Raw genomic sequence first — 18,754 nt, 5'->3', positions numbered from 1 at the left:
GACTACGCGCCCTCCTGCCGTTCCTGTCGTCCGTCGTCCGTGCCGCGGGCCGTTCCGTGCGGGGCGGCGGGCTCCTCCTCGTCCTCGACGATCTCGTCGCGGAGCCGGCTCATCGCCGTCGGCCCCTCGGCCACCGACGTCTCACTGAGCAGGGAACCGAAGACGGACTGCCAGTCGACGCCCATCCGTTCCGGGGCGGCGCCCCGGGCGGTCATCCGGGTCAGCGGGTCGAGGGTGGCGACGACCCGGCGGGCCATGTCCGCCCGTGCCCTGTTCGCCGCCTCCAGGACCGCGGCCGAGAGCTGGGGGGCGGCCATGGTCCTGTACTTGCCGTCGAGGAACTCCAGGGCGGTCAGCTCCCCCTTGGCGCCGACGGAGACCCTGACCGACCGGTCGGCGGAGAGCGCGGTGACCGAGGCGGCGTCCAGCTCGGCGCGTGCCGAGGCCGCGGCCTCCTCCGCCGCCTTCAGGTGGGCCAATGCCTGGGCCACCCGGTCCTCCATCGGCCGGCTCATCCCGGTCCCCTCTCACTCGACTCGCGTTCAGCGTCCGAGGGCCTGCGGCGCGCCGCCCTCGTCGGTGCCCCAGACGTCCTCGTCCTCGGCCAGCCATGTGGTCCGTTCCCTGTCCCCGCTCTCCGTCTGCGGCCTGCCCTCGCCCGCTCCCCCCATGCCTCCCATGGGCGGCATGAAGGGGGTGCTGCTGCTGGTCTGCGTGGACCGGGGGGCGACGCGGTGCTCCTCGTCGACGGTCGTCGTGGCGGCGGTACGGGCGGAGCGGCCGACCGACGGTTCGATGACGTTCCTGGTGCGCTCGCCGGAGCCGCCGCCGCCCGCCTCGCCGCCGGCGCCCCGCATCATCGGCGGGTACATGGGCGAGCCCGCGCCCGCGCCGGAGCCGTCGGCGGAGGCGCCGGTGAGGGCGTCGCCCTGCGGACGGCCGAGCGCGGAGGCGAGGTCGTCCTGGTTGTACAGGTTGTCGCTGAACACGGAGGAGTAGGAGGAGCCCGCCGATCCCCCGGAGCCGCCCTGGGGGTAGCCGGAGAGGTCGGGGGGTTCGGGGAGATCGGCGATGCGCTGACGGATCAGCTCGTCGATGTCCTTGTCTTCGGCGCCGATCCGGTCGTACTCGGCCTGGATGTCGGCCATCCGCCGGTCGTAGTCGGCCTTGGCGTCCTTGCGTGCCTGTTCGGCCTCGCCGCGCGCCTCGTCCCGTTCCGCCTGGACGTCGGCCTTCGCCTCGTCGTACTCCGCCCGGGCGTCCGCCTCGGCGGCGTCGGCCCGTTCCACGGCCTCCCGCTCGGCGGCGTCGATCTCCGCGATCCGGCGGTCGTAGTCCTCGCGGGCGTCGTTCTCGTCGCGGCCCGCGGCGATCTCACGGTCGTAGTCCTGGCGTGCCTCGGCGCGTTCCCGCTCGGCGTCCTCGCGTGCCTGGTCCCGCTGCTCCTGGGCTTCCGCCTTCTCCTGTTCGTACTCCTGCCGGGCCTGCTGTTCCTGGCGGTCGGCGTCCTGGAGGGCGGCGTCGCGCTCGGCGCGGGCCTCGGCCTTCTGCTGCTCGTAGTCGGCCTGGGCGTCGTCCTTGGCGTTCTGGGCGTCCAGCCGGGCCTGCTGCCGCTCCTGGAGGGCCTCGCGGCGGGCCTCCTCCTGCTGGGCCTCCGCCCTGGCCTGCGCGTCGGACTGCTCCTGCTTGGCGGCCTCGCGCTCGGCCTCGGCCTCCGCCTTGGCGGCTTCCTGCTCCTGCTTGGCGGCGGCCTTCTCCTGCTCGGCCTCCTGCTTCGCCGCTTCCTGCTCCTGCTTGGCGGCCGCCTTCTCGGCCTCCTGCTCGGCCTTCGCTTCGGCCTTCTCCTTCTCGGCCTCCGCCTTCGCCGCCTCCTGCTCGCGCTTGGCTTCGGCCTTCTCGGCCTCCTGCTCGGCCTTCGCCTCCGCCTTCTCCTTCTCGGCCTCCTCCTTGGCGGCGGCCTGCTCCGCCTTGGCTTCGGCGCGGTCGGCTTCGGCCTGGGCGGCGGCGCGTTCGCGTTCCTTGTTCGCGTCGGCCTGCGCCTTCTGGTTCTGGGCGAGGATGAACTGCCGCTGTTCCTCGGCGTCCTGCTTGGCGGCGGCCTTCTCGGCCTGCTGCTCGGCCTTGGCTTCGGCCTTCTCCCGCTCGGCGTCCGCCTTGGCGGCGTCCTGCTCGGCCTTCGCCTCCGCCTTGGCGGCCTCCTGCTCGGCCTTGGCCTCCGCCTTCTCCCGGTCGGCTTCTGCCTTCGCTTCGGCCTTCTCCTTGTCGGCCTCCGCCTTGGCGGCCTCCTGCTCGGCCTTCGCCTCGGCCTTCTCGCGCTCGTGCTCGGCCTTGGCCTCGGCCTTCTCCCGTTCGGCCTCCGCCTTGGCTTCGGCCTTCTCCTTCTCCGCCTCAGCCTTCTCGCGCTCCCGCTCGGCCTTGGCCTCGGCCTTCTCCCGCTCGGCCTCCGCCTTGGCCTCGGCCTTCTCCTTCTCCGCCTCGGCCTTCTCGCGCTCCCGCTCGGCCTTGGCCTCCGCCTTCTCCCGCTCGGCCTCCGCCTTCGCCGCGGCCGCCTCGGCCTCGGCCTTCTTCTTCTCGGCGTCGGCTTCCGCGTCGGCCGAGATCTCGGAGAGCGGGCGGTCGTCCTTGTCGGTGATGCTGGTGTCGAACGCCTTCTCGGCGGCCTTGAACGCGTTGTGGATCGCGACGATCGCCTCGGCGCCCGCCGTACTCAGCCAGTCCTGTACGGACTGCTCCCACCGGCGCACCGCCTCGTCGGCGATCGCCTTCCACGTGGTCATGTCGCTCGGCTTGCCGTACGACTTGTCGCCGATGAGGATCTCGTTGCGGAAACCGGAGGTCGACACCACGTAGTTGTGCCAGGAGGTGGCCATCCCGGAGCCGCTGGACACCGTGTCGATGTCCGTCTTGTCGAACTGTGTGTCGAAGAGCTTCAGCCGGGCGTCCTGCAGCATGTCGTAGAGCCAGCGCTGCGGATTGCTCTCGGCCTTCCACGCCTCCCAGGCGTTGTAGAGGTTCTGCGCCTGGGTGAGGATGACCCGCTGGGCCTCGGCGAGCGCGCGGGCCGGCTCGGACGTCACCGTCACGTCGTCGATGGTGACCGCGACCTCGTCGCCGCCCTTGCCGCTGACCTGGTCGGCGTACCCCTCGTAGTTCCGCGCCAGTTTGTGGATGAGTTCCTTGAAGATGATGGCCGAGGTGCCGTCCCAGGCGTCGCTGCCCTCGCCGATGTTCTCGGTGTCCCACTTGCCGATGGTGACCGCGCTGTCCTCGAAGAACGCGACCACCCGGTCGAACGCCCTGGCCGCCTCCGTGAAGGTGCGCAGATCGACGTAGTCGGCGTCGTTCACCGGGATGCCGCGGTTCTCGAACCCGTGGGTGGAGTACGGCCACATCGTCAGATGCGACAGGGCGGCCTTGGAGCCGTAGAGGTACTGGACCAGGGGGTTGGTGTCCCAGTCGAGCTTCTCGCCCTCACTGTTGTTGCCGCCCTTGTCCTTGAGCTTGTCGCTCGTCTTCGTGTAGCCCGGGATGATGTCGTCACCGCTGGGCGGCCAGGACTGGCCCGAGGCGAGGAAGGTGATGTAGACGCGGTACTGGTAGAGGTAGCTTCCGTCGGACACCTCCGTACCGTCGCCGGCGGGCCGGTAGTACGGAATCGTGTAGTCGGTGTTGTGCGTCTTCCAGCCACCCGAGGAAAGGAATCCCGAGGAATAGTCAGGACCGCCCTCGTCCTCCACCCGAACGTGGATCAGAGGGATGTCGTCGTTGCCCTTGAGAGTGTCGAACAACGTCTTCCGCTCCGGCAGAACATAGCCGGTGAGCAGGTCAACCGCTTTCTTCCAGTTGTCGTTGTTGTTGTCCTCGGGGTTGGCCATCGCCGAACTCCGTCACTCTTCCTGGTCGTTGCCGCCCGGATTGTCGAGATCACTGTCGACATCCTCGAAGATGTCCATGAAATCGTCGGCGGTGATGCTCTCGAGATTCTTGCCCTGGCTCTTGGCCAGCTCGTCGATGGTGTCCCACAGCGCCTGCTCGAGGTCCTCGAACAGGACGGTCTGATCGTCCAGGATGCGGACCACCTCGCCCGCACCCTGCTGGATGACCTTGTTCAGGGCACCGCCGCCGACCGCGCTGTTCTCACCGGCCATGAGGCCGATGACGAGCGGTTTCGCGGAGTCGATCGTCGTCGTGGAGATGCTGTCCGCGATGAACGAGATCGCCGGGCCGGCGGTCGGACTGTCCTTGAGGATGTTCTCCAGCGTCGTACGGAATCCGTCGATCTGGTTGTTGATGAAATTCTTCAGGAATGCGCTGTCGAGGACCGTGACGGCCACGAGATCACCTTTCCGTCACCGGCCGGCGTCAGCGGCTGCCGATCCTGATGTCACCCCACCGCTGCGACAGGTTCTGCTCCGTGTAGCGGTAGTTGGAGGAGATGTCGGTGAGCAGGCTGGAATGGTTGGCGAGCAGGTTCTTGATGTTCTCGACAGCGTTGTCCCACTTCGCCTGGACCTCGCTGTAGACCTCCCTGTCGTCACCGATCCAGCTGTTGCGGAGTTCCGCCAGTTCCATCTCCAGGTTGGCCAGAATGCTCATGATCGCCTGGGACTGGCCGACCATGTCTTCCGACGCGCCTTCGGCATGGTTGTAGTCGACGTAGATATAGCCGTCGGAGAAGTCCATCAGAGTCCTCGATTCACCGGGAGAATCACGGGAGTTGAAGGGCTACGGGTAAGAGGCGGCGGGTTCAGCCGGCCGACGTGTTGGTGCCGTTGAGCTCGTCGAACACGGCCGTGGAACGGCTGTACTCGGCGTCGATGGCGTCACTGGTGGACCCCTGCACCAGTCCGTGCTCCCGGAGGGTGCCGTTGAGCTCGTCGACCATCCGGTCCAGGTTGATCAGGATCGTGTCGACATGCTCGTCCCACTGCTCCAGCAGCTTCTTGTACTTGCCGCCGTCCGCGCCGCCGTAATTCGAGGCGAGCGTCTGCGATGTGGTCTGAACATCCTGCTGACAGCGCTGGACACCGGTGAAAGCCTGTTCCAGCGCCATGATCCCATTACGGGTCGCGTTTTCCTCGGACTGCTGCATGGCCATGAGAGAACTCCCTTGTCGGCGAAACTCACCGGTCTGCGGCCCCCGGCGTCACCCTGCGGGCAGACAGGGCACCCCGCGATCAGGACTGACTCACCGGGTTGCTGGGGTGGCCAGATGCTATGCAGGCCGCAACTTATTTGGCAATTGCCTACGGAACGCCGAACTCCCCTATGGAAAAGCTCGATTGAGCATTCCGCGGCCATTCGCGGCGCTCATGTGAGCATCGCGGGGAATCCGGCCGGACAGACCGGACATCGGGGCCGCCCGACTGAACTCCAGGTGACCGCGCGAATCCCAAAAGTTTCCCTTCCGGCCGACCACCGGGACCCCGGCCGGCCCCTACTGCCCGGGGCACCGCAGCGTCACGTGCGCCTCGCCCTCGGACGCCGACTCGGGGGTCAGATCGGGGCCGCTGGGCAGCATGGCCAGCATCGGGGACGGCATCGTCCGCACCGCGACGCCCTCGTAGCCCAGTGCCGTCACCGCCTCCTGCGACAGCAGCCGGTACTTCACACCCGCGTCCGTCACCAGATACGTGGTGTCGCCCAGGGCGCTGCCGCTCGCGCTCAACGCCCTGACCAGCGCGCCCTTGCCCGCCCGTACGGCGATGGAGTCGACCTGCAGACAGCCCGGTTCGACCTCGGGCGCCGGTGCCTGCACGGTCTCGGGCAGGGCTCCCTCGGGCAGCACCGAAGTGCCCACCCGTACACCGGAGTCGGCGGAGTCCACCTCCGCGCAGGCCACGGAGCCGGGGGCGGCCGTGACCGCCTTCGGCGGCTTCGCCGGCAGCCTCGCCGAACCCGGCCCGGAGGACTGCGCGCCGGGGGCGAGGTGCCCGGCCAGGGTGTCCGCGCCGAGCGTCGCCACCGTCGCGGCCCCGCCGCCGTACGCCTTCTCACTCGTGCGCGGGTCGCCCAGCAGGAGGGTCGCGCCGGTGTCGGTCAGCGGGACCAGGCCTTCCCGGGTGAGCAGGTGGTAGCGGGCGGCGGAGCCGGGTACGTCGACCTTGAAGAGCTGCCCGATCGTGGTGCTCCGCCCACCCAGTTCGGGGCCCTTCCCTCCCCGGCCGGGTACCTCGGCGGGGGCCAGGTCGGGGCCCAGCGGGAAGGCGTCGAGGAACGCCGCCGAGACGGGGCGCGGGGCGACATCGCCGTAGCCGAGCGCCTCGGCCGCCTTCGCTCGGCCGTCCAGGCGCAGTCTGCTGCCCTGCCAGAGCAGATACGTGGCCTCGTCCGGGCCCGTGACCAGCATGCCCTCGTTCTCGCCGAGTCGCCGGCCGCCGGGTACGTCCTGCGGTGCGTCGGTGCCGAGGGCGAGGGTCGTGATCGCCGTGACGACACCCGTCGTACGGGGCCGGATCGCGGAGCACACCAGCCAGGGGGTGCGGTCGAGGTCGCCGGTGCCGGGCAGGGCCTCGGGCCCGTCGGGGATGCCGATGGGTGTGCCGTGCGGGGTGCCGGCCAGCGAGGACGTGCCCACCGTCGTGACGCCGATGTCGCCGCCGGCGACCAACCGGGCCGACGCGTAGTTGCGCACCGGGCGCAGCCGCCCGTCCAGGTACAGGTAGCGGGCCCCGGTCTCCTTGTCGACGACCAGGTTCTCCCCCGACCGCCACGAGTCGTTGCCGCCGGGCTTGATCAGGCCGAACACGAAGGCGCCCGCGCACACCAGCACCGCGATGATCACCCCGATCGCGGCGCCGCGGTTGGTGCGGCCCAGCGGGCTCTCCGGGGCGTCGGGCTCGGAGCGCAGCATGGCCGAGGCCAGCCGTCCCATGATGAAGAGGTGGGCCTGTACCTGGTCGCGTTTGCTGTGCATGTCGCCGTGTCTCCCGGTCAGCCGTTGATGCCGCGCAGCCAGCCGTAGACGCCCATGGACCAGAGCGTCAGCGGCAGGATGGCGAGGGCGGCGAGTGAGTGCAGCAGTTCGGCCGCGCGTCCCCAGTACGGGACGAGCCGCCGTCCGGGCACGGTCCACGAGGCGATGGTGAGCGCGGCGGTCAGCCCCAGCAGACCGGCCGTCAGGGTGAGCCGGTCGGCCGGGGCGAGGGAGCGCGCGGACACGAGGAGCAGCAGGACGACGCCCCAGGCGCCGGCGGTGGTCAGCGCGAGGCGCTGCCAGACATTGCCGAGGCCGCGGCTGTGCAGCAGCAGGAGCAGGGAGAGGGCGACGACGGTGAGGATCTCGGCGAGACCCGGGTCGGTCAGCAGTGCCGCCGTGCAGGGCAGGCAGACCAGGCCGATGGCGCCGTAGAGGGCCGTCATCCAGCCGTCCGCCAGCGCCGAGCGGGCGTCGACGTCCGTCGAGGAGTAGGGGTCGATGCCCTGCTGCAGCTGCTGCACGTTGGTGGGCAGGGGCGGCATCCGCATGCCGGCGAGCCGGAACGACAGCGACGGCACGAACCCCCCGAACAGCACCACCACGACGGCGACCACCGCGGCCGCCTGCCGCGGCGCCAGGTCCAGGGTGATCAGGGCGGCGCCGAGCGCGCCCGCCGCCGCCACACAGGCCGCGCCGATGAACAGCGCCGGATACACGCCGACCGCGGCCAGGGCGAGCACCGCACCCGCGCCCGCCGCGGCGGACGCCGCCAGCAGCCGGGCGCCGAGGACGGCGTCGCCGTCGGCGCCGCCCAGGTCGCCGCCGGGCAGCAGCCAGCCGGCCAGGGCGAAGTAGGGGGCCGCCGCCAGACCGAGCACCGAGCCCGCCCCGGCGTCCCCGACGGCACGGGAGGCGGAACCCGCTCCGGCGATCAGCAGCAGTCCGGTGGCCGAGGCGGCGACCGCCCGGATCCAGCCCGCCGTGCCCGGTACGGCCAGCAGCACGAGGCCCAACGCCAGGGTGGCGGCGGCCAGTCCGAGCAGCAGCCGGCGGCCGGCCTCGGGGCTCCAGCCGTGCGGGCGGCGGCTCATGCCGTCGGCGATGCCGTCGATCAGGTCGTCGATGTGCACCTCGGGCAGCGCCTCGGTGCGGGGGCGCAGATAAAGCTCCTCTCCGTCCCGCAGACCGAGGGAGTCCAAGGTACTCTCGGGGTCGAGCGGTGGACCGCCGAGGCGTTGGAGTACCCAGCCTCCGTGCTCCAGGCCGGATTCCTCCAGGTCGTCCCCTCCGTAGCCGATCACTGTGGGCAGCAGATCGGCGACGGGGACATCGGAGGGCACGGCCAGGTCGACGGTCCTGGCCGGTGCGCGTACGGTGACGCGGCACAGGCTTGCCGTCTGAATCTCAGTCATGGGTTCGGGTTTCACACTTTCTGGCGGACCACGGCATGCGCGGTGGCTGGAAGGTGGCAGCGGCACACCGGTCGGTCGCCGAACGCGACGGAAAAGTCGGACGGGGCATGCGCCGACGAGTTTGACCCGACGCCGGGCTTTTCGCAACACCACTCCGGGAGTTCAGCGTCAGGGAACCCCTTGGCCATTCTCCCGCCGCCGTCGCGCGGGAATCTGACTCTTTACGACATTGACCGCGACCTTACCCGCGACGTTCTCGCGACGTTCCCGCGGAATTCCTTCCGAAATCGTTGAGGAGGACGTTCGTTGAGCGTGATCCTGTTCCGCCGCCCGGCCCGCCGCAAAGGGCCGGAAATGCCGTCGGGGGAACTGAGTCTTCAGGAGCCGCCCACGCTTCCGGAAGTCGTGCCGGACAGTTCCGCGGTATGGACGTATCTGCCGATGGCGCTGATGTCGGTGTCCATGATGCTGATGTTCATGCGGCCGGGAATGAGCCGCAGCAGCGGCGGATTCATCTACATCGCGCTCGGTGTGATGGTGATCGCGTCGGCGGGCATGATGCTCGGCCAGGTCATGCGGCGCAACGGCGAGCGCAAGCAGCGGATGAAGGGCGAGCGCCGCGACTATCTGCGCTATCTGCGGCAGACCCGGCGCATCGTGCGGACGTCCATCGTCGAGCAGCAGCGCGCGCTGGCCTGGCGGCACCCGGAGCCCGACGCGCTGTCGTCGCTGGTGCGCAGCACCCGGCTGTGGGAACGGCGGTCGTCCGACGAGGACTTCGGCGAGGTGCGGATGGGCGTGGGCGACCAGCGGCTCGCGATGAAGCTGACGCCGCTGTCGACCAAGCCCGTCGAGGACCTGGAGCCGCTGTCGGCGCACGCGCTGCGCAGCTTCACCCGCGCCTACTCCACCGTCCGCGACCAGCCCATCGCGATCTATCTGCGGGCCTGGTCGAAGGTGCTGTTCCGTGGCGACGAGGAGCGGATACGGGCCCAGGTTCGGGCGCTGCTCGCCCAGTTGGCGGTGTTCCACTCCCCCGACGACCTGTGGATCGCGCTGTGCGTGTCGGACGAGCGACGCTCGGAGTGGGAGTGGGCGAAGTGGCTGCCGCACAGTCTGCACCGGCACGAGGAGGACGGCGCCGGTCCGGCCCGCATGATCGCGTCGGCCTTCACCGAGCTGGAGAACCTGCTCGGCGCCGAGTTCCTGGAGCGGCCGGGCGCCGACCCGGACGCGGTACCGGGGCGTGAGGAGCCGTACACGGTCGTCGTGGTCGACGGCTGCACCGTGCCGGCGGGGCACCGATTCGACGGGCACGGCTTCCGCAACGCGGTGGTCCTCGACCTCACCGGGGCGCTCGCCTGGAAGCCCGGGCGGACCACGCTGCGGCTGGAGGTGGACGAGGGCGGGGTCGCGCTGGTGCGCACCGACCGGGACCGCAAGGAGCAGTCGACGGTGCTCGGCCGGCCCGACGAGCTGGGCACGGTGGGCGCGCTGGCGCTGGCCCGGCTGCTGGCGCCGTACCGGATGAGCATGGGCGGTGACGACTCCAGGCCGCTCGCCAACGACGTCGAGCTGACCTCCCTGCTGAACATCCCCGATCTGCACCGGCACGACCCGGCCACGCTGTGGGAGAAGGCGGCCGGCAGTGCCCGGCTGCGGGTGCCGATCGCGGTGAGCGGCGAGGGCCGGCCGGTGGAGCTGGACATCAAGGAGTCCGCGCAGGGCGGTACGGGGCCGCACGGCATGCTGATCGGCGCGACCGGCTCCGGCAAGAGCGAGCTGCTGCGCACACTGGTGCTGGGCCTCGCACTGACGAACTCCTCGGAGACGCTGAACTTCGTCCTCGTCGACTTCAAGGGCGGTGCGACCTTCCTCGGCCTGGACGAGCTCCCGCACACCTCCGCGGTCATCACCAACCTCGCCGACGAGGTGGCGCTGGTGGCCCGTATGCAGGACGCCCTGCACGGGGAGCTGATCCGGCGCCAGGAGCTGCTGCGCGCCGCCGGGAACTACACGTCCGCGCTGGAGTACGAGAAGGCGCGGCAGTCCGGAACGCCGTTGCAGCCGCTGCCGAGCCTGTTCGTGGTGGTCGACGAGTTCAGCGAACTGCTGGCCTCGCACCGCGACTTCATGGAGCTCTTCGTGATGATCGGCCGGCTCGGGCGCAGTCTCGGCGTGCATCTGCTGCTGGCCTCGCAGCGGCTGGACGAGGGCCGGATGCACCAGCTGGAGAGCCATCTCTCGTACCGGATCGGTCTGCGGACGTTCTCCGCGATGGAGAGCCGGGGCGTGCTGGGGGTGCCGGACGCGTACGAGCTGCCGGCGCAGCCGGGTGCCGGGTTCCTCAAGAGCGGTGTCGACGCGCTGACCCGGTTCCGGGCCGCGTATGTGTCGGGGCCGTACCAGCGGCGGCGGGCGGTGGCGCAGGCGCAGGTGGCGCGGCAGGTGGTGCCGTGGACGGCGGAGTGGGTGGTGCCGCGCGCCCCCGCCGACCCGGATCCGGCGGGCGGCTCCGAGGAGCCGGAGCCCTCGGAGGAGGGGGACGGCGGGGAGGAGACGCTGCTGTCGGTGGCGCTGGACCGGCTGCGCGGTTCGGGGCCGCCCGCCCACCAGGTGTGGCTGCCGCCGCTGGGCCGGCCGGCCACCCTGGACCAGATCCTGCCCCCGCTGGCCCCCGATCCGCGCTACGGCCTCACCACGGCGGACTGGCCGCGGCGCGGGCGGCTCACCGTGCCGGTGGGGGTCGTGGACCGGCCCTTCGACCAGCTGCGGGACCTGCTGACGGTGGACCTGTCGGCGGCCGGCGGCCATGTCGGTATCGCCGGCGGGCCGCAGAGCGGCAAGAGCACCCTGCTGCGGACCCTCATCACCGCGCTGGCCCTCACCCACACCCCGCGCGAAGTCCAGTTCTACTGCCTGGACTTCGGCGGCGGCACGCTCGCCGCGCTCGACGAGCTGCCCCATATGAGCGGGGTCGCGGCACGGGTCGACACCGAGCGGGTGGGCCGTACGATCGCGGAGGTCACCACGCTGCTCGCGCGGCGGGAGCGGTTCTTCCTGGAGCACGGCATCGACTCCATGGCGACGTACCGCAAGCGGCGGGCGGCCGGGGAGTTCCCCGACGAGCCGCACGGTGACGTGTTCCTGGCCATCGACGGCTGGGCCACCGTGCGCCAGGACTTCGACCGGCACATCCCCACGTTCAACGCGCTGGCCGCCCGCGGGCTCAACTACGGCGTCCATCTGATCGTCACCACCGCCCGCTGGGTGGAGCTGTCGTCGTCCGTGCGCGACCAGACGGGGACGCGGCTCGAGCTGCGGATGGGTGATCCGATGGACTCCCAGATCGACTCCCGGAAGGCGGCCGCGGTCCCGCGCAGCGCGGGGCGCGGTCTCACCTCGGACAAGCTGCACTATCTGTCGGCGCTGCCGCGCGTCGACGGGGTCGAGGACTCCGACGACCTCGCGGACGGGGTCGCGGGACTGGTCGCCGCGATCGCGGAGAACTGGACCGGGCCGACGGCTCCGCGGGTGCGGATGCTGCCGGCGAAGCTGCCGGTCGGGCAACTGCCCGAGCCGGAGGGCGAGAACGGGCTGCGGATCGCGATCGGGCTGGACGAGAACGAACTCGAGCCGGTGTGGCACGACTTCAGCGAGAACCCGCATCTGATCGTGGTCGGCGACACGGAGAGCGGCAAGACGAATCTGCTGCGGCTGGTGGCGCGGGGCATCACCGAGCGGTACACGCCGTCCGAGGCGCGGATCATGACGGTGGACTACCGGCGGGAGCTGGTGGAGAGCGTGCCGGAGGCGTACCGGCTGGGGCACGCGGTCTCCCTCGACATGCTGCGGGATCTGGTGGACGGGGCGGCGCGGGCGGTCAAGCAGCGGGTTCCGGGGGAGGACATCGCTCCGTCGCGGATGCGGTTGTGCGACTGGTGGCAGGGGCCTCGGCTGTTCATTCTCGTCGACGACTACGACATGGTCGGGGGCGGGCCGATGACGCAGCCGTTCGCTCCGCTGCTGGATCATCTGGCGCTGGGGCACGAGGTGGGGTTGCACCTCGTGGTGGCGCGGTCGTCGGCGGGGGCGGGGCGGGGGCTGAACGAGGCGTTGCTGCGGCGGTTGCAGGAGGTCAATACGCCGGGGCTGTTGATGTCGTGCCCGCCGAGTGAGGGGTATCTGTTCGGGAGTGTGAAGGGGCGGGAGCTCATTCCCGGGCGGGCGGTACGGATTGCCCGGCGGAAGACCTTGCAGGTGCAGACGGGGTTTGTGGGGGATGGGCTGTGAGGCGGGTGCGCCTCGGTGAGGGCGGGGCGGGCCGGGGGGCGGCTCGCTGCGGTGGGGCGGGGGGACGTTGCGCGGCCCGGCGCCTGCGGGGTGCCGTCGCGCCCACCCGTGCCGCCCCAGCGGCACGACTGCCCGCGGCTGGCGGGGCACGACTGCCCGCGACTGGCGGGACACGACTGGCCGCGGGCGGCGGGGCACGACTGCCCGCGGCTGGCGGGGCACGACTGGCCGCGGGCGGCGGAGGTGAGCGGCTGGTCGTGGAGGGCGGCGTTGGGGTGCTAGCCGGTTGTCGGGGGGCGCCAGTTTCTGGTGCGGCCTCGGGGGATCACCGCGGCCAGGGCTGCCAGGAGGAGGACCGCCGCCAGGGCCGTCGCCGCGATGGTCAGGGAGCGGGTCCGGGGGGCGGGGTTCGGCGCGGGCGGCATGTCGGCCGGGGAATCGGTGCCCGCGTGGGACGTCGCCCTGTCCTGGAGGAGGGACAGGGACGCGTACGGGTCCAGGCGGGGGATGTCGGACGCGTAGGCCGTGTCGAGGAGCCGGCGGGTGACCTCGGGGGCCGTGAGCTCGGGGTGGTAGGCGCGGACCAGCGCGGCGGCGCCCGCGACGGCCGCCGCGGCCAGCGAGGCACCGGAACCGATGTAGTGCCCCGAGCCCTCGGGGGCGACGCTGACCATCTCGCTGCCGGGCGCCGACAGGGCGGGCCGGTAGGCGGGCGGGGCGCTCTTCTGCCGTACGCCGCCCGGCCCGAAGTCCACCACGGCGAGCGCACCCGGCGAGGCGGCCGGCCAGTACGGCCCCTCCGGCATCTCACCGTCGGGGCCCAGTTCCTCGCGGGGTACGGCGTCGGGGGCGGCCGGGGCGATCACCAGCGCGTCACGCCGGGTGGCGTGGGCGACGGCGGCGGTGATCCGGGAGCCGATGGGCAGGACCTGGCCCACGTAGATGACCTGTGCGCCGCGGTCCGCCGCCGTTCGGATGCCGTCGGCGACCCGGTCGGCCGAGGGGACCCCGCGGTCGTCCGTGCCCCGCAGGGCGAGGATCTCCGCCTCCGGGGCGATCCCGGTGATACCGCTGCCCTTGCGCGGTGCCGCCGCGATCAGGCCCGCGGCGAACGTGCCGTGGCCCACGCAGTCCTCGTCCGCGTCGCCGACGTGCGTGACCCTGCCCTCCAGGCTGGGCACTTCGGAGGCGACCCCGCTGTCGACCACCGCGACGGTGACCCCGGCGCCCCGGGAGATCCGCTGGGTCCGGGACAGCCCGAGCGCCGTCTGCGACCACGCCGCCCCGGTGGCCGTCCGGTCCGACGCCCCGGTGCACGCGCTGTCCTCGCCGAGCCGGACGGGCAACGGCGGCAGCAGCGTGGCCCCCGGCTCGTCGGCGCCCGGCAGCACGGCCGGCGCGGCGAGCGCCGCACCGCCCATGACCGGCAGCACCGCCACGGCGACCGCCAGCACCACACCCGCACCCCGACGTTTCATGACATTCCGCATACCGCGCATGATATGCACACAACATGTCCGGCGCACAACGCCAACTACCGCAGAGCACAAGGAGGTTCGAGGCGTGGCACGCCACATACTCACCGTCGACCCGGAACGGTCGGACGGCTTCCAGACGATCGGTGAGGCCCTGGCCCAGGCGCGTACCGGGGCGGTGATCCGGGTCCGTCCCGGCCGCTACGCCGAGAACCTGGTCATCCGGCACCGGGTGACGATCGTCGGCGAGGGCGAGCCGGGCACCGTCGAGCTCTGCCCGCGCGACGGCACCGCCGTCACCCTCATGGCCGACGCCGTGATGCTCAGCGCCCTCACCCTCCGGGGCCGCGACAAGGAGGCCGCGGTCGTGGACGTACCGGCCGGTCAGGCCGCCCTCGACGACTGCACCGTCACCGGTTCCGGATGGACGGCGCTGCTGGTCCGCGGCAAGGGCTCGCTGGCCGCGCGCGGCTGCCGGATCGCCAACCCGGGCGGCGCCGGGCTGGTCGACTCGTCGGAGAGCGAGAGCGTCGTCGAGGACTGCACGTTCGAGAACTTCGGCACGTCGGCGGTGGTGCTCGGCGAGACGGCCGGGCCGCTGATCCGCGACTGCCGCATCCGGGGCGCGCGGGCCAACGGCGTCCTCGCGAGCGGTGAGGCCCGGGGCACCGTGGAGGGCTGCGACATCTCCGGCACCGACAAACCGGCCATCGCGCTGGAGGGCCACAGCTCGACGCGGGTGCTGCGCTGCGCCGTGCACCACACCTCGGTCGGTCTGCTGGTGACCAGCATGTCCCGCCCGGAGATCGAGGAGACGTCCTTCGAATCGATCGCGCAGAGCGGCATCGTCATCTCCGGCGGGGCCGACCCGGTGCTGAGCGGCTGTGTCACCCGGCGTACCGGGACCAGCGGGCTGCTGGTCCTGGACCGCTCGCGCGGCACCCTGGAGGGCTGCTCGTTCCACGGCTCCACCGAGGCCGCCGTACGGGTCGTCGAGGGCAGCGCCCCGCTGCTGCGGGACACCGTGGTGAGCGATTGCGCCGACACCGCCGGGGCGGTGCAGCTGTGGGACGACTCCACGGCCGAGTTCGAGCATCTGGAGGTCCTGGACGCGGCCGGTGTCGGCGTCTCCGTGCGCACCGCCGCGAACCCGCTGCTGCGCCGCACCCGGATCACCGGCGCGGGCGGTCACGGCGTCGAGTTCACCGACGACGGCCGCGGCCGGCTCGAGCACTGCGAGATCGAGTCCGCGGGCGGCTGTGCGGTGAGCATCGACGACGACTCCGACCCCGAGATCAGCGACACCGTACTGAGCTCCGCCGCCCGCTCGGGCCTCGTCGTCGGCGAACGCGGCCGGGGCACCCTGCGCGACTGCGAGATCGGCGACAGCGCCGACGCCGGTGTGGGGGTGCGGGACGGCGCGGAGATCACCCTGGAGCGGGTCCGGGTGCACGGTTCGCGGGCACACGGCGTCCAGGTCTCGCGCGGCGGCCGGGCCACCCTCGACTCCTGTGAGATCAGCGGCAGTACGGGCGACGGCATCCGGATCGACAGTGCCGAACCCGTCGACGTCACCCGGTGCGTCGTACGCGACAACCGCGGTGCGGGACTGCGCCAGAGCCGGGCGGGCGAACGGCTCACGGTCGAGGTGCTGACCAGCACGGACAACGGACTCCCGGACAGCTGGGGCGAGTCGGCCGAGACCGGCGGCGAGGACGGCGCCCCGGGCGGCCCCGGCAAGAAGGAGGAGCCCGAGGGCCCGCTGGCCGAACTGCGGGCGCTCGTCGGCCTGGACGACGTCAAGCACCAGGTGAGCACGCTGGTCAATCTGAACCAGCTCGCGGAGCGCCGGCGCCGGCTCGGCATGCCGGTCCCGTCGATGAGCCGCCATCTGATCTTCGCCGGACCGCCCGGCACCGGCAAGACCACCGTCGCGCGTCTCTACGGCAGCATCCTGGCGGACCTGGGCGTGCTCAGGAGCGGGCATCTGGTCGAGGTCGCGCGCGCGGATCTCGTCGCGCAGGTCATCGGCGGCACCGCCATCAAGACCACCGAGGCGTTCAACTCCGCTCTGGGCGGGGTGCTGTTCATCGACGAGGCCTACACCCTCACCCCCGAGGGGGCCGCGTCCAACGACTTCGGCCGCGAGGCCGTCGACACCCTGCTGAAGCTGATGGAGGACCACCGTGAGGACGTGGTCGTGGTGGCGGCCGGCTACTCCGGCCGGATGGAGTCGTTCCTGACCGCCAACCCCGGTCTCGCCTCCCGGTTCACCCGCACCGTCGAGTTCGGGAACTACACGGTGGAGGAACTGGTCACGATCACCGAAAGCCTGTGCCTCAGGCACCAGTTCGAGCTGGGACCGCTGGCCCGGGAGGCCCTCGCCGTACGCTTCGAGCAGATGACGCGTGACGCGACGTTCGGCAACGGGCGTGCGGCGCGGGCCGTGTTCGAGGACATGGTGGACCGGCAGGCGTTCCGGCTCGCGGCGATGGCCGACCCCGCGGAGAACGACCTGACCCTGCTCCTGCCGCAGGACGTCGGCGACGCGGAGGCGGCGGCCGTCGGCGTCGGCGAACCGGCTGCGCCGGACGACGACAGCTCCGACCCGATGGCCGAACTCACCGCCATGGTGGGGCTCGCGGCCGTGAAGCGGGAGGTCGCCGACCTGGTCAGCCTGCTCACCAACGCCCGCCAGCGGATCGCGGCGGGGCTGCCCGCGCCCCGGATCAGCAACCACCTCGTCTTCAGCGGCCCGCCCGGCACCGGCAAGACCACGGTCGCCCGGCTCTACGCCAGGCTGCTGCACTCCCTCGGGGTGCTCCCCCGCGACTCCCTGGTGGAGGTGGCGCGCGCGGACCTGGTGGGGCAGTACGTCGGCCACACCGCCCAGCGCACCAAGGACGTGTTCACCGGCGCGCTCGGCGGGGTGCTGTTCATCGACGAGGCCTACACCCTCACCCCCGAGGGCTCGTCCAACGACTTCGGCCGCGAGGCCGTCGACACCCTGCTGAAGCTGATGGAGGACCACCGCGACGAGATCGTGGTCGTCGTCGCCGGATACACCGAGGAGATGGAACGCTTCCTCGCCTCCAACCCCGGACTGACGTCCCGGTTCTCCAAGTTCGTGACGTTCGAGGACTACAGCACGGACGAACTGGTCACCATTCTGTCCAAGCACGCCGCGGCCTCCGGTTACGAGTGCGCCGACGCCACGGTGGAGGCGCTGCGCGCCCATGTGGACGCCATTCCGCGCGACCGGTCCTTCGGCAACGCGCGCCTCGCCCGGCAGCTCCTGGAGTCGATGATGACGAGCCAGGCCCGCCGGCTGGGCGGCCTGAGCTCGCCGAGCCTCGCCGATCTCACCACGCTGCTGCCGCAGGACCTCCCGCCCGCACGCCGCCAGGAGGCGGCCCTGTGACCCGCTGACGGCCAACGCCCGCCGGCCGGGACGCACCGGCGGGCGTTCGCCGTACCGCTCACACGGTGAACCGGACGGCCTCCAGCCAGACCTTCGGGTCCGTGGACCCGCCGAAGATCCAGCCCTGCGGCTGCTCGCACGCCAGGCCGCCCCAGCCGTGCTCGCCGAGCTTGTTGTTCTGGCAGACGTTGCCGGACTCGACACCGATGGTGAAGCCGCTGAGGTTCGGAGCGTTCGAGGCGGCGCCGCCGAGCGTCAGATCCGTTCCGTCGGCCGCGCCCGACCACGGGGTGGTCCAGCCGTCCTTCTGGATGAACTCGTTGCCGTTCACCCGCTTCGCGTCCGCCACCGCGATGTTGATGGCGGTGATCGGCCGCCCCGAGCCCTCGTGCCCCGCGGTGGCCCCGTCGCAGACGGGGGCCGTCCAGCCAGCGCCCTTCACATGGACCCGGTAGCAGATGTGCCGGCCGGGATGGGACGCGGCCATCCGCTGGACGGCGTACGCGGCCGTGTTCGGCGGCAGTTGGGGAGCCTTGTGCTCCTTCACCCGCGTCTCCGCCTTCTTCGTCTCCACCGGTTCACTGCTGACCGGGGCAGAACTCACCACCGGGGCGGGCTTCTTCGCGACCGCGCTCGGCTTGGCGGACGGCTTCTCGGTCGAGGGCTCCGGGGTGGGCTCCGCCGGGGCGTAGTCGCCCTTCGGCACCTCCAGCGGCTCCTCCTCGAGCAGCGTGTCGGAGCCGGCGGCCACCGTCACGTCGTCCTTCTTCTGCCGCGCGTCGTCCGTCGCCCAGATCAGCAGCGGTACGGCGAGCAGGACGACGCCCGCGATGCCGGCGGCGGCGAGCAGGGGCTTCTTCGGGTTCCCGGACGGGGGTTCGTCCGCGCCGGCCCCGGCTGCGGCGGTGGCGCCGACTCCGTGGGCGGCTTCGGCTTCCGCGGCGCTCCGGCCCTCGGCCTCCGGACGTTCCTCGGCGGCGGGGGCGGGGGCGGCGGCCGTGGTCTCCGCTTCCCCGGTGGCGGACCGCTCGGGGGCGGCGGTCCCGCTCTCGGGGGCCTGCTCGGGTTCCGGCTCGGCCGTACGCCGTGCCGCCGGGGCCAGCATCGGGCCCGGGTCGGCCGCCGCCGACCCGAGGGAGACGGCCCTGCGGACGGACGAACCGCCGCCCGCGCCGTCCGGCCCGTCGGGAGCGGGCGGCTTCTTCTCGCTTGCCATCGTTCTCCTCGGTCTGTG

General features: G+C 71.9%; 11 protein-coding genes. 2 read left to right on the top strand and 9 right to left on the bottom strand.

The features are described from left to right. Positions 1 to 2 precede the first annotated feature (2 nt). From IF28_RS0109415 to eccD, 7 genes are all read right to left on the bottom strand, one after another. Positions 3 to 515 (bottom strand): YbaB/EbfC family nucleoid-associated protein, encoded by a 513-nt coding sequence (locus IF28_RS0109415; RefSeq protein WP_078621014.1) that lies wholly within the window; start codon positions 513 to 515, stop codon positions 3 to 5. A 27-nt stretch (positions 516 to 542) separates the two neighbouring features. After that, on the bottom strand, positions 543 to 3,875 hold the full coding sequence (locus tag IF28_RS37000; protein WP_051713693.1) for an AAWKG family protein: 3,333 nt from the start codon (positions 3,873 to 3,875) through the stop codon (positions 543 to 545). A gap of 12 nt (positions 3,876 to 3,887) precedes the next feature. Beyond that, complete coding sequence (locus tag IF28_RS0109400) at positions 3,888 to 4,334, bottom strand: type VII secretion system-associated protein (RefSeq protein WP_030216480.1); 447 nt, start codon at positions 4,332 to 4,334, stop codon at positions 3,888 to 3,890. Between the two features lie 28 nt (positions 4,335 to 4,362). Further along, positions 4,363 to 4,683 carry a WXG100 family type VII secretion target gene (locus IF28_RS0109395; protein WP_030216479.1) on the bottom strand — a complete coding sequence of 107 codons (321 nt, stop codon included), beginning with the start codon at positions 4,681 to 4,683 and terminating at the stop codon, positions 4,363 to 4,365. A gap of 64 nt (positions 4,684 to 4,747) precedes the next feature. Further along, positions 4,748 to 5,098 (bottom strand): hypothetical protein, encoded by a 351-nt coding sequence (locus tag IF28_RS0109390; protein WP_030216478.1) that lies wholly within the window; start codon positions 5,096 to 5,098, stop codon positions 4,748 to 4,750. Positions 5,099 to 5,437: 339 nt separating this feature from the next. After that, on the bottom strand, positions 5,438 to 6,916 hold the full coding sequence (gene eccB, locus IF28_RS0109385; protein WP_030216477.1) for a type VII secretion protein EccB: 1,479 nt from the start codon (positions 6,914 to 6,916) through the stop codon (positions 5,438 to 5,440). Between the two features lie 17 nt (positions 6,917 to 6,933). Beyond that, positions 6,934 to 8,331, bottom strand: coding sequence for a type VII secretion integral membrane protein EccD (eccD, locus tag IF28_RS0109380; RefSeq protein ID WP_030216476.1), 1,398 nt, complete (start codon positions 8,329 to 8,331; stop codon positions 6,934 to 6,936). Between the two features lie 312 nt (positions 8,332 to 8,643). On the opposite strand from eccD, the gene IF28_RS0109375 reads away from it, so the two are divergent. Next, a complete protein-coding gene (locus IF28_RS0109375; RefSeq protein WP_030216475.1) occupies positions 8,644 to 12,624 on the top strand; it encodes a type VII secretion protein EccC in 3,981 nt (1,326 codons plus the stop codon). 278 nt (positions 12,625 to 12,902) lie between these two features. Here IF28_RS0109375 and IF28_RS0109370 read toward each other — a convergent pair whose 3' ends face one another. After that, complete coding sequence (locus IF28_RS0109370; protein ID WP_051713692.1) at positions 12,903 to 14,102, bottom strand: S8 family serine peptidase; 1,200 nt, start codon at positions 14,100 to 14,102, stop codon at positions 12,903 to 12,905. A gap of 85 nt (positions 14,103 to 14,187) precedes the next feature. Here IF28_RS0109370 and IF28_RS0109365 point away from each other — a divergent pair, with 85 nt between their 5' ends. Beyond that, positions 14,188 to 17,520 carry a right-handed parallel beta-helix repeat-containing protein gene (locus IF28_RS0109365; protein WP_030216473.1) on the top strand — a complete coding sequence of 1,111 codons (3,333 nt, stop codon included), beginning with the start codon at positions 14,188 to 14,190 and terminating at the stop codon, positions 17,518 to 17,520. A 58-nt stretch (positions 17,521 to 17,578) separates the two neighbouring features. Here IF28_RS0109365 and IF28_RS39150 read toward each other — a convergent pair whose 3' ends face one another. Next, positions 17,579 to 18,736: a hypothetical protein gene (locus IF28_RS39150; RefSeq protein ID WP_051713691.1), complete on the bottom strand. Its 1,158-nt coding sequence runs from the start codon at positions 18,734 to 18,736 to the stop codon at positions 17,579 to 17,581. Positions 18,737 to 18,754: the final 18 nt, after the last annotated feature.

This window comes from Streptomyces sp. NRRL WC-3626 (genome assembly GCF_000718785.1).
Taxonomy (GTDB): Bacteria; Actinomycetota; Actinomycetes; order Streptomycetales; family Streptomycetaceae; genus Streptomyces; species Streptomyces edwardsiae.
Note: the sequence above shows the minus strand (reverse complement) of the source record. Positions and strands in the feature narration are given on the sequence as shown.